General features: G+C 60.6%; 7 protein-coding genes. 1 reads left to right on the forward strand and 6 read right to left on the reverse strand.

Features of this window, described 5'->3' with window-relative positions:
- Positions 1 to 13: 13 nt before the first annotated feature.
- From ACYX4K_RS15565 to ACYX4K_RS15585, 5 genes are all read right to left on the reverse strand, one after another.
- Complete coding sequence (locus ACYX4K_RS15565; RefSeq protein WP_476178722.1) at positions 14 to 6,208, reverse strand: OmpA family protein; 6,195 nt, start codon at positions 6,206 to 6,208, stop codon at positions 14 to 16.
- Between the two features lie 62 nt (positions 6,209 to 6,270).
- Complete coding sequence (locus tag ACYX4K_RS15570; protein ID WP_475091234.1) at positions 6,271 to 7,326, reverse strand: hypothetical protein; 1,056 nt, start codon at positions 7,324 to 7,326, stop codon at positions 6,271 to 6,273.
- A gap of 97 nt (positions 7,327 to 7,423) precedes the next feature.
- Entirely contained in the window at positions 7,424 to 7,903 is a 480-nt protein-coding gene (locus ACYX4K_RS15575; RefSeq protein WP_475091233.1) for a hypothetical protein, read from the reverse strand.
- Between the two features lie 29 nt (positions 7,904 to 7,932).
- Positions 7,933 to 8,937: a hypothetical protein gene (locus ACYX4K_RS15580; protein ID WP_475091232.1), complete on the reverse strand. Its 1,005-nt coding sequence runs from the start codon at positions 8,935 to 8,937 to the stop codon at positions 7,933 to 7,935.
- 287 nt (positions 8,938 to 9,224) lie between these two features.
- Entirely contained in the window at positions 9,225 to 9,797 is a 573-nt protein-coding gene (locus ACYX4K_RS15585; protein ID WP_475091231.1) for a TetR/AcrR family transcriptional regulator, read from the reverse strand.
- A 235-nt stretch (positions 9,798 to 10,032) separates the two neighbouring features.
- Here ACYX4K_RS15585 and ACYX4K_RS15590 point away from each other — a divergent pair, with 235 nt between their 5' ends.
- Positions 10,033 to 10,575, forward strand: a complete 543-nt coding sequence (locus ACYX4K_RS15590; protein WP_475091230.1) for a carboxymuconolactone decarboxylase family protein — start codon at positions 10,033 to 10,035, stop codon at positions 10,573 to 10,575.
- A gap of 84 nt (positions 10,576 to 10,659) precedes the next feature.
- On the opposite strand, the gene ACYX4K_RS15595 is transcribed toward ACYX4K_RS15590, so the two are convergent.
- Complete coding sequence (locus ACYX4K_RS15595) at positions 10,660 to 12,741, reverse strand: S8 family peptidase (RefSeq protein WP_475091229.1); 2,082 nt, start codon at positions 12,739 to 12,741, stop codon at positions 10,660 to 10,662.
- Positions 12,742 to 12,917 lie beyond the last annotated feature (176 nt).

The following is a 12,917-nucleotide window of genomic DNA, read 5'->3' on the forward strand; positions in this document are numbered from 1 at the left end:
AGCCTCGCCAACATCACTGATCCTCCGCCGCGTCACCAAAGCCGAAGCGGGTGTTCTGGTCAAACTTGAAGCGCAGCTGCAGGTACGGGCCCTGGGCAGTGTAGCGGGCGGCTTCGAAGTCCCGGTCGCGGAAGCCGCGCAGGTTCCAGCCAAGGGTGATCCAGCCATTGCGCACCGGCGACAGCCCCAGCTGCGGACCGAACGAGTACACATGGGTGCCGGCAGTCCACGAGTTCAGTGCACTCGCCTGCAGCCCTACATCCATCCATTCGTTCAGGTCAAAGCGGAACTCGGTGCCGAGCAGGTCGGTATACCCGGAGTAATCGACGCCGTCGAAATTGTCCTGCACATACTTGGCGCCGTAATAGAGGGACCACTGACTGCGCTCGTAGCGCTGGAACAGGTTGCCGTGCCGGTCTTCTGCCTGCCACTCCCGGGATACCCGGTTGAGGGCAAAATTATTGATCAGGCGCCGGCTGCGGGCATCGGCTGCGGTCAGGCCGTCAAAACCGTAGATACCCAGGTTGGTCGCCAGCGCCGGGTCCCAGATACTTTCGTAGCGGAATTCGGTGCGATTGAGCAGTGACCACTGGCTGCCGAGCGGGCGCCAGGCCCAGGACAGGTCGAGGCTCGCCAGGTCCGCTTTCACGCCGCCGTTCAGTTCCGAGCGGAATGCGTCGAGGCTGCTGGCAAAGGCCACTCCGGCGCGGGCCTGGCGCAGGAAGCTGGTAGTCATTCCGAACCGGTCGCTGCTGTCACTGCGGCGGTTTTCCAGGCGCCCGCGCCAGCCCCAGAACTCGCCGCGCCAGGTGGCGCCGGCCGTGATTGCGACAAAGTCTTCGCTGATATTGCTGAGGGATGACTGGCCGAACGGGCTCTCGCGGTTGGCCTGTGGATAAACGTTGTCTTCGCTGGTGACATCCTGCCAGTCGCCATCCAGTGAGCGGCTCGCATCCAGCCCGAAATCCAGGCGCCAGTCTTCTCCCAGCGTGGCCACCTGGGTCAGCCCCAGCTGGCTGTAATGGCGCGGTGCGAAGTCGTCTACCCGCGACTGGTTCAGGGTGGTGGTCACCCGGGTGCCGCGCAGGGGTTCTACCTGTACACCCATTCGGCTGCTTGTGGTGTTCTGTGCATCACCGTCGGTAAATTCCTGGGCTGCCAGCAGGCGGGTGTTGTCGGTCAGCGCGTAGCTGGCACCGAGCAAGTATGTATCCGGGTAGTCCGCGCTCTGACGCTGCTGGTCGTCGAGGCTGGCCTCGGCCTGCAGGGAAACATCGAGCTTGCCCTCCATCAGCTTGCGCCGTGCGGTGACCACCGCCTGGGAGGATTCCGCCTGTTCAAATACCTGTGAATTGTCGGAAGCCGGCAGTTCGTCCACGATATGCTGGGCGCCGACGGCCAGGCTGCCGGCGTCATTTTCATAGCGCAGTCTGCCGCTGGCGGCGTTGCGGTTTGCGTCGTTGTCCAGGTTCTGCTGGCGGTAGGCCTCACCCTGCAGTGACCAGCCCGGGGCAAGGTACACCTGACCCTGGGCACCGGTTTTGCGCTGGCCGCTATCGCCGAGGTTCTGCTGGTTTACACCGAATTCCTGATCCTGACTGCGACTGTAGGCCAGCAGGTCAAAACGGCTGCTGTGGTGCTCCACTTCCGCAAGCCACGCGTCGCCACTGCGTGCACTGCCCTGATGTGTCCCGTCGCTCTGCGCGGACTCGAGGCGCAGCTCGCTGTCATCGGCAAAACGCCAGCTGAGGTCGACGCCGGTGAGGTCGGTGGTGCCCGCGGCGCTGTCGTCCCGCAGCCCGCTGATACCGATATCCAGGGTGTCTTCCCAAAGGTTCAGGCCCACGCGCCCGCCGCCATTGAACTGGCGGTTGTCACTGCCCTGGGTCTCGTATTCGGCAACGATGTATACCGGGTTGAAGTCCCCATCCCGACTGAAGATTGGTTCGCGGAAAAACAGGGTGCCGGCGGCGTAGTCGATCTCGTAATCGATAAACGGCGCCAGGCTGCGGCTGCCGAGAACCGTATCGCGATGAATGGCGTCCCGTGTTTCCAGGCGAATGCGCTCACTGTTGAGCACGATATCGGGGTAGCTGAGTTGGTAGAGGCCGGAGGTACCGTTGCCCTGAATTTCATCGCGCGCGTAATTCTGTTCGGTATCGGCGGCAAATACGCTGAATACCAGAGGGCCGTCACTGCGCTCCGCCTTGAATCCGTTCAGGGTTCGGCTGTAGCGGGACAGCTGTGTATGCACCAGACCGGTTTCATAGTCGCCGAATAGTGCATAGAACTGCCCTTTTTCCATCTTCACGTACAGCTTGTCGCGACTGGCGGCACCGTAAACCTGGGTGGTGCCGTCGCCGTACAGGGTGTAGTAGCGTGACGGATCGATGGGAGCCATCAATGTGGTGTCGCGGGGCTTGTCACTGTCGTAGGCCATGGTAAGCAGCCACTCTCCACGGACCTGGCCCTTGGCGTAGAAGCTCAGCTGGCCATCGGTATAGGTACCGGACTCCACGTCCTCGGGCAGCGGTTCCATCTGGTTTTTGATGGTGCTGTAGCCGAGTGTGCCCTCGGCGAAGCCCACGACCACCCAATCCCGCGCGGCCGGCGCAATCCAACCCTGCAGTTGCTGTTCACGCACGGAATCGACGTTGGTGCGGAAGCGGAAGTTCAGGGTAAAGGCGCCGGAGCGGGTGGTCGGCGCCAGCTCGATGCGTGCGATACCTTCATCGCCGACAACCTGATACTGGGGCTGCAGGCGGTCCATGCCCACCAGGTCCCGCTGCTGGCGGCTGTCGAGGCTCTGCCACGCCTCGTAGGGGGCGCTAATGTCGAGACTGCCGGTAATGCCGTCGCGCACCGGGTAGCCGTCGCGGTCGAGAATTCGAATGGCAATTTGTGGGCGGCTCACGCCGTCGGCGACCAGTTGCGACTGATCTGCCAGCAGCACAGCGCGCGCCGGGGTATTGGCAAAATGCACCTCGCGCTCGTGCTTCCGGAGCTGGGCACCGCTGTCGTCGACAACCGTGGCGTGCAGCAGGTTGCCACCCTCCGAAAGCGGAAGTGCCCGCCATACACTGATGGCGGATCGCCCGTCGGCAGACTTTTTGATCCCTTCGTAGCTTATGGCCGGTGCGGGCTCGCCATTGATGGTGAGGTGCACTATTTCACCGATATCGTGCGCAATGACCGCGCGCAGAGCCGGTGCTCTAGGGTTGTGTCGCTCCTGGGGAAACAGGAATCCGCGCTGGCCGCTCGCGCGCGCCAGCCAGTCTGTGTCGCCACCGGCGGCGCGAACGGACGACTGGTTTGCGGACTCCTGAGGTTGTGTCGGTTCCGGAGAGGCCGGCACTGCGGCGGAGATTGCGGTGGTGTGGTGGCCGCTGTCCCCGGAGACGGGGTCTTGCGCAAGGGTGGCGCCCTCGCCAGGTTTCCCGTCCACATTCGCGGCGCCGCAATCGAGTCGATTTTCTACCACCGGCAGGCGGATATTGGCGGCGCTGTCGGTATCGATCAGGGCGTTGATTTTGATGTTCAGCGGTTGTGTGCATCCACCGGTAGAGTCACTTACCGACTGCTGTGATGGCGCATCGCGCCGCCAAAGCTCTTCGGTTTCAAAGGTGAAGGTGCGACGCAGGCCGGAGACAGCACTGGTGGCGCCCGTTTGCGTGCTGTTTTGCAGCCGCCACAGGTACATCTCACCGTTCTGATTGGGGTCGGCGACAAGTTCACCGTCCAGCTCTGCGGTGCCCGGGACATACTGTAACTGTGAGGGAATCATTGCGGTGATGCGCAGGTTTCCGAAGCCGTGGCTGCTGGTATCGAGCTCCACCTGGTGCCGGTGCCGCCTGCGCTCACCGACCACAACTTCTCTGGTGCTTGCGCGGGAAAGGACGGTGACTTCCACGCGGCGATTCTTCGCCATCTCTGCAGGCGTATCGTTGCCGGCAATTGGCCTGGAGGGTCCGAGACCACCGATGGTGACGCGATCAGCGGACAGGCCGGTGGCACCGGCCAGTGCTTGTGCCACGGTGGTTGCGCGGGCGATGGACAGACCGTAATTGTCGCGGAACTTTTGCTGTGCGCGCACCGAAAGCCGCTGGGTATCGGTGTGGCCGGTAACCTCCATGGAGACCACGTCCGCTTTTTGCAGCTCGGCTTTCAGTGCTTCCAGCTGTTGCAGGGACTCTGGCAGCAGCTGGTCGTCGCCGGAGGCAAAGTTACCGTAGAAGGTATAACGGTGTGGCTGCGCCGGCTCCAGTATGGGGGTGACGGTCGGGCTTTGCGTCTGCAGACGGAGGCCCGCGCGGGCCGGTTGCAACTGAAAGTCCGCTCGCCACAGGCTGCCGCCCTGGGCGTCGACAAACTGGGAGTAGGTACTGCCGGCAAAGCGGGTATTGTCGATACAGGAGACCGCTTCCCAGCCCGCCGGGAGATTGTCGATATCCAGTTGTACCACATGGGTGCCGGGCCGGACGCCTTCGAAGTGATAGCGGCCATCGCTATCGGTAACCACGTAGGTGCCGTCGTCCAGCAGCAGGCGAACACCGGCAACCCCGTCGAGCTGCGACCAGGGTGTACCACAGGCGCCGGCAGAAACTTGTCCCACCAGAGTAAAGCGGTCGCTCATCAGTGGCTCGGTAACCAGCACCGCGGCCTGCCCCTGATTGGAGGACATGCTGCTACCGCCGGGGCTCAGGCCGCGCGCGGTCGCGCGGTTGACCGCGTCGCCAGTGGGTGCGCCGGCCACCACTTCCACCACATAGCGCACCTCAGTCTGTGCGCCCCCAGCCAGATCACCGGTGGCAATCTGCAGGGTGCGGCCATTCGCCGAGATATCCGGGTCGCCCTGGCGCTCGCCGTTTACGCTGAGAGAGCCACTGCGGTAGCGCATACCGAAAGGCAATTCGTCGGTGACCGTCACCGCGGTTGTCGGGGCGGTTACCTGACTGGTGATATTCAGGCGGTACTGCAGAAAATCACCGACCGAGGCGACTGCCTGTGATACGGATTTCTCCAGCAGCAGCGCGTCATCGCTCGGGTCCAGGGGGATATCCACCACCAGCGCGGGCCCCACCGGAACATTGAACAGGTCGCCGCGTGAGCCCGGCCCGACCTGATAGGGCGCGCCACTCGGTGAGGTGGGCATTTCGTCATCGGCCAGAATCGAAGGTGCGGTGTAGCCTCGCGGCGGAACCACTACCAGGCGGTAGTCACCGGGGGCGACATAGGGAAAGCGAAAATACGGGGAATCTGCACCCAGCACTTCGCCGGTGACCTGCTGGTGGTCGATCCGGGTCACGCCATCATCGGCAAAAACGGTTGCAGGGGTGCCGTCGGCGTTGACCAGGGAAACGGTTGCCCCGAGCACCGGGAGACCGTCCACCGCGTCGAACACGGTACCGAGCGGGTCTACTCGTACCTCGCCGCGCGCGCTTTCCCCCGCGCACATGGGGTCTTCGTAGCCGAGGGTTAAACGGGCATTAACCCCCAGTACCAGTTGGCCGTCGGCATCCCGAACCGGTATTTCGTCGATGGGTCCGTGGCTTTGAATGGCGGCACTGAACAGGCCACTATCCCGGCTGGTTTCCAGCAGGTACAGCGTTTCCCGCTCGGGGATGAGACTGCTCGGATTCAGTGCGCCGGTTTCGTAGCTGGTGTGCAGCGAAATCTCGATCGTTTCCCGCTGCTGGGGGTCGATATTGCGGTTCGCATCCTCCACCGAGATCAGGATGGGTTCACCGGCGTGATAAACGGTAGCGGGCGCACTGTTGACGGCGGAAAGTTCCAGCGCGGTTCCGTCGAACGCGGTCGCGGCTGTCAGTGGTACGCGGTTGTCCGATGTATCGAGAAACGCCCCGCCATCGAAGTATCGCGCTGCGGCACCGGAGATCTCACGTTCGCCAGGCAAGTGCTGGTAGAAATGCGCGCTGGAGGGGGTGCAGGCGGGCAGCTCCAGTCGCGTGACACTGACCGGGTTGGAATCCTGCGAGAGCGTTGCCGTGGGGTTTTTCGGGTGCAGCCAGCTGGCCTGCGCGATATTGCGAATCTGGTCGGCCTGGGCCAAAGCCTGGGGAGCAGGCAGCAGCAGGCCCAGCCACAAAAATGCTGAAGCGCATAACCAGGCAATGGGCTTGCCGGCGCTTAGGGTACGCAACGGACTTGCGTAGCCCGCCGTGGCCCGCCCTTGCGATCGCAGATCCAACTTGGGGTACTCAATGTAAAGGGCCCCGGGTATAGATCACCCCGGGAGCCCCCATACTGGCGTCAGTTCAGGGTGACCTGGAAACTGACCCAGACACTGTTGCTGGCGCCGACGGAGGTGAAGGTTGCAGTGACCTCGCCGCCAGATTCGGAGCCCAGGGGTGTGCCATCGGTATTGGCACCACAAGTCCCACCGGTACCGGTGGCGATGGAATTGGCCACGTAGGTGGTTTGACTTGGGAAGTCATCCGTCAGGGTAACGTCGGTGGCCGCCGCGCTACCGCTATTGGTAACAACCATGCAGTACTCAACGGTCGCACCCGGGATGAATTTGGGATCAGTTGTGCCGTTGAACGGGTCTTCGATCACTTCTGAACTTTTGGCGACCGCAATGCTGGCGGACTCCAGCGCGTAGGCACCGTAGCTGCTGATTGCGGCATCGCGCGCTCCATCGGTAGCGCCTGCGATATCGCCAAACACTGTGTCTTCACCGGTGGTGTTGGCGCCACTGGTTTCGGTCAGCGCGCTGCCATCACCGTCGAGCGCCGACGCGGTCAGCTCGACGCCAAGAATATCGCTGTCGGTGGCGGTGCTGGGGACATCGACAACCACAAACACTTTGGTCTGGTTGTCATCGCTGCCGCCCGCGTCGCCGGTGAGATTGTCAACCGTGGTGGCGGTGTCGGTACCGGGGTCATAAACACCGTTGCCGTTGGTGTCCCAGAATACGGTTACGGAACTGGCGTCGATATTGTCGGTTCCGAGAGCACCCATATCCGCATTCGCGGCGTTGATCGCACTCAGGTCAAAATCCAGAGTGTCGTTCGAGGTGTTGGTCAGGGTGTAGGTGGTGACCTGTGCGGTGGCTCCGGGAACGGTAGTCACCGGGCTGTCGTCGGGGGTCAGGGTCATGCGAATGACGCGGTCGACGGTAAACACTTCGTCATTACTGTCGACTGGTGTTTGTGCCACGCCGCCTACCTGGTATTCCACGCTGGCGGTGTTGGTTACCTGGGTGCCCGCAGCGGTTCCGTCTGCAAGCGCCTGGGGGGCTAGAACTGCCATGAGCAGGCCGCCCAGGGAGGCGAGTCCGCGGGCATTTTTATTGAAGAAGTTCACTGGGATTCACTCCTGGTTTATTGATCTTCCGTGCGATGAGCAACCGATAAATATCTAAGGTGTTCTTATTTCGCTGTTTTAAAAAAGGGTTCACTGTCTACTTCAGTACTGCCCGGTAACGCACCTCACCGGAGCCGCCGGCGGGCAGATTACCGTTCAGGATCCAGCGCACCGCCGTGACATCGTCCGCCTGAGCTGGTCGGGTGGAGCCGTCGTCTGCGGTGACGGTGAGGGTTGCGAGATCCGCAAAGTTACTGCCGTCGACACTGACCTCTATGGTGGTGCCGCTCCCCTCGGCAGAATCGGCGACATAGCGCATTTGCGCGGGGACCGGATTATTCACAACCAGGTTTTGCGCCGGCTCGTCACCGGAGTTGCGGTAGCGAATCACATACACAACTTCCTGGCCCGGTGCAGCGCGTTCCAGTGCTTCCAGCTTTTTCTCCGGGGTGCCACTGGCACTGTTCACTTCCACCTCGCGGTAGGCGCGGGTTTCCAACTCCACCGCGGCCGCGAGAGGCATGGCGATGGCGAATATCAGTGCGCCCAGTGCCCGGGCAATGAGTGTTGTTTTCAAGGCAACCTCCTATGGCTGTCCGTCAGGGCTCAGTCTATTTGCACCTGGAACGTAACGGTGTGTGTTGTTGGGGGGGTAACATCCCCAAGGTTTACATCGATACGTTGCGGAGACGCAGCGGATTCAAATGTGGCCTCATCATCGCCGGATGCGTCGGTTTTTGCGGTGCTGTCGAGGGTAATGGAGCCCGCAACATAGCTGGTGTTATCGGGGATGTTGTCACTGAGTACCAGGCCGGTAATGGTGCCGGTGCCGGTAGACTCGAAGGTGAGGGTGTAGGTAATGATTGAACCCTGAACCGCACTGGTGCCACCAAAGGGATCGGCGATGCTCTGGTTCTTGGTGAATGTGGTTTCCACCTGTGCAACTAGATAGGCGTTTTGTTCGCTCACCAGGGCCGTGCTGCTGCCTACTACCGCATCGCCGCCGCCGTCGCCCTGACCGGCAAACACATAGCCCGGAACTTCCGCTCCGGCATTGGCCTGAGCGGTCACCGATTCTACGGTCAGTTCGACGAGACCAGTGTCGCCGTTACTCAGTGCGTCGGGGATATCCGAAACCAGGAATACGGTGATGGCGCCGTCGGCATCCAGGAGCGGTGCGGCTGAACTGCCCGGGGTGAACAGGGTGTCGGTACCGGGGTCATAGCTGCCATTGCCGTTGGCATCGATATAGATCTGGACGTTTTCCGGATCAAAATCATCGCCGGTCAATGCACTGTCGATGTCCAGGTCATAGTTTTCTTCACCATTACCGGTGTTGGTAACCGTAAACGAAAGGACTGCGCCAGTTTCGTCGGAAACCACGGAGACATTGCCTGAGTCATTGGAAGTCACCGTTACGTCCAGCAACTCGTCGACCTTCAGCGTGGTTGTATTGGAGTCAACGGACTGGGAGGCACCGAGGCTATTGGTAAAGCTCGCCGTAGCGGTGTTGGTAATGTCGGTACCGGCATCTGTGCCGGCCGCGAATGAAATTTGGGACAGCGACAGTGCTACGCACCCGGCGAGCCAGTTGCGGACAAAGATACCCATGGTTACCCCTTAGTGGTCTTAATAGACGTAAATGTATTTCCGAACGAATACTTATATTTGTGATTAGAGTCACAGTAATTTTTGGTTTTTCACTGCGGCAATATTGACACGATTAGGTGCGAGATTACAGGTTTCGCGGGTGTTGCGCCTCATTAAACCAATAAAGAACGGAGAATTTTTGAGCTTTGGACGCGTAATTCAACGAGTACCGGCTGAATGGCGAGTGGGCCGAGCCATTGCGGGTCGGTCCGCACTCTCTGATCCCTGCGCGCGCTGCTGCGACAGGATCAATTAAACAACCGCGAAACCAGCTCCTCGACGGCGGCCCTGTCGCCGGTGGCACGCAAATAGCTGCGCAGGCCGATCAGCTGGATTTGCAATTGCCGCGCTGCCAGAGCGGTATCGGTGCTCACGGGCAGCTCACCGTTGGTGACGGCCCTGGCCAGCGCCTGCTGAAAACGCTGCTCGGTCGCTGCCAGCAGTCTGCGGGTCTCATTCAGTAATTCTGCCTCGCCCTCTTCCAGCTCCGACAGGGATTTGGCCAGCAGGCACAGCTCGCTGGGCGCATCGTCGCCCCCCTCCAGGATCACGTGGCGCATGAAGGCGCGCAACCCGCCGATGATTGTGTCGTGTTCAGTTAAAACCTGCGACAGCTGGCCTGCCATACTGTCTGCATAAAAGTGCAGAACTTCGCTAAAAAGTCCAGATTTGCTGCCAAATGCTGCATAAATACTGCCCGGCTTCAGGTTGGTAGCCTGCTGGATATCCCGCGTGGAGGTGCCGTGATAACCCTTCTGCCAGAACAGGCGTGTAGCGCTTTCCAGCACTTCCCGGCGATCGAATTTTGCCGTGTTGGCCATGGTGCTTCACCTGGTTGATGGGTTGATCAGGCGCTCAATTTTATGGCCGGGAGCCGGTTTCGGCAAATTTGCCAGGTCTTGAACAGCTGCTCAAAATTGGGTAGGTTGTGCATTCTTGATCATCTGCTCAAAAATATGGGCCGCCAGTGCGGTTGCCCGAGCTGATCACTATCACTTGTCAGGTGATCTACACGCCCAGAGGCACGAGAGGTAAGAGAGGAAAAAGAGGTACGATATGTCCGACTTCAAGATTCACGATATCGAAAGCGCACCGGAAGACAGCAAGCCGCTGTTGCAGAACTCCATTGATGCGTTCGGCTCTATCCCCAACCTGCACGGGGTAATGGCAGAGGCACCGACGGCACTGAAGTCCTATCAGGTGCTGCACGAACAGTTTCTCAATACTTCCTTTTCTGCTGAGGAAAAAACCGTTGTGTGGCAGGCAATCAATGTGGAGCACGGTTGCCACTACTGTGTGCCCGCCCATAGCGCGATTGCCAAATCCATGAAAGTGGACGACGAAATCAACGAGGCTCTGCGCAATAAAACGCCCTTGCCGACGGAAAAACTGGAAGTACTGCGGGAGACAACCCTGGCGGTAGTGCGCGATCGCGGTGTGGTATCCGACGAGGTAGTAAAGCGCTTCTACGATATGGGCTACAGCCAACAACAGCTGCTGGAAATTATTGTGGGTGTCGCGCAGAAGGTGATGAGTAATTACATCAATCACTTCGCCGATACTCCGGTCGACAAGCAGTTCCAGCCGTTTGTGAAGTAATCCGTTCCTGCCGGATAAAAACCCGCTACAAAAAAGGCCGGCAAAGGCCGGCCAATCAAGGAGGGGTCGTTCTTGTGACGGCTATCAGGGGGCGGCTTCAGCCTGCAGGGTTACGCCGGAGTAGGCACTGTATCCGCGGATACTGATATACCAGGTGCCCGCCTGCGGGTTACTGAAGCTGCAGCTCTCGTTGTTGCCCCAGCGATAGGGACGGCAATCGTAGCTGCTGGTGGTGGGCTGGCTGCCAAAGCGCACATACAGGTCGCCGTCACCGCTGCCTCCACTCATGAGCACTTCCAGTGATGCCATGCCACTGTTTACATCGAGGGTAAAGTGCTGCCAGGCGTTGGCCGCACCGGCTACGTTGGTTTCGGTCCAGCCGGTGGCGCCGCCGCCACTGCCGCCTTCGTCAAAGCTGCCCACCAGGCTGACGCCGGAGAAGCTGCTGTAGGCGCGTACCATTACGTGATAGGTGCCTGCCTGCACATTGCTGATGGTGCAGGTCTCGTTGTTACCGTTCAGGTAGGGGCGGCACTCGTAACTGCTAGTGGTGGGCTGACTGCCGTACTGTACGTAGAGATCCGCATCGCCGCTGCCACCGGAAATCTGGAAGCTCAGATTGCTCGCACCCGCCGGGACATCCAAGGTGAAGCGCAGTTCCTGACCTGAACTTGCAGAGAGGCCGGTCTCGGCCACGCCGTTGGTCAGCTCGCCATCGCCAGGCTGCGGGTCGCCACCGCCACCACCATTGGCCGCGTCTACTGCCGCCGCCGCGTCGACAATACCGCTGCCGCACTGGCTACAGGAACCGGGGAAGCCGCGCGCCGTATTCTTCAGGGTGGACTCAACCTCGTCCGGAGTAATTCCGCTATCAACGGCGTACAGCAGTGCCGCGGCGCCCGCCACGTGGGGAGCTGCCATGCTGGTGCCCTGGTAGAAGGCGTAGTTGTCACTGCCGGGGCCCTGAGAGCCGCTGTTGAGTGTGGAAAGTACGCCGTTGGAACTCACGGAAGTTTCGCCACCGGGCGCTGCCACATCCACCACACTGCCGTAGTTGGAGTAGTAGGCACGGCTGCCGGCGCGGTTGGTGGAGGCTACAGTGATAACCCCGTTACAGCTCGCCGGGCTGTAATTCCCGGCATTGGCATTGGAGTTACCCGCGGCCACTACCACCGTAGTGCCGAGACTGCGTGCGGTATTGATGGCATTTTGTGTGGTGGTATCGCAGCCACCGCCTCCGCCCAGGCTCAGGTTCAATACCTGCGCCGGGTTGGCGTTGGCCGGAACCCCACTGACACTGCCGCCAGCACCCCAGATAATGCCGTCGGCAATGTCTGAGGTGTAGCCGCCACAGCGGCCAAGTACGCGGATGGGTACGATTTTCGACTTGTAAGCAACGCCGGCCACACCGGTGCCGTTATTGGTAACAGCGGCAATCGTCCCGGCCACGTGGGTACCGTGCCAGCTGCTGTTGCGTGCCGGTTGTCCCGCACCACAGGCGCCCGCGGGGGACCAGTCACCCGGGTCACTGGCGTCGCTGTCACGGCCGTTACCATCCTGGGCCACAGTGGTATCGGAGATCATGTCATAGCCGGGCAGCAGGTTGGCATTGAGGTCCGCGTGCGGGCGATAGCCGGTATCGATCACGGCAACCACAACGCCCTCCCCCTGAGTCACATCCCAGGCCGCAGGCAGGTTGAGGCCGCCGGTGGCTTCAAAGTAATGCCATTGCTGGTTGTAGTTGCTGTCGTTGGGGGTTGCCATAGGTTGCATCAACCGGTCTGGCTCTGCGTATTCCACCTGCGGGTCCTGTTGCAGTCGCGCAATGATTGCGTCCAACTCCATTTTGCTTGCGCGCTTTTCCAGCTTCATCAATTGCGCACCGGTCGCCAGGCGGCGCATATGTTTGAAGCGGTGACCGGCCGTTTGCGCGATACGATCGATTGCGGTTTGGGACATGGCCATGGAGTTTGCACCGGCGAGAGTGCTTTTGTACTTCACGATGATGCGATCGGTAATCACCTCGTCCGCCGCCACAGACATGGCGGACAGTTCCGGCTCGACGGCATGGGCTGAATAGCTCGCGCCGAAGGTGGCACTCAGCAAAAGCGTCGCTGCGCCGAGGACGGCACCGGGGGAAGGTTTCAATAACGCTGATAATTTCATTGTTGCGAATTTCTCCATAATTATTTTTATCGGCGGCGCTGGGTAGAGCCGCCGTGAAAACACCGCGATACTCCTGTGCGGCAACCCGGGTTTTCCCCGCAATTTTGTTGCGGATTTATTTCCCAAGGTTTTGGTATAACGAGGAGGTTCATTGCGCCCGCAATTGAAAATGGGGA

This window comes from Microbulbifer sp. ABF4_107, assembly GCF_056312215.1.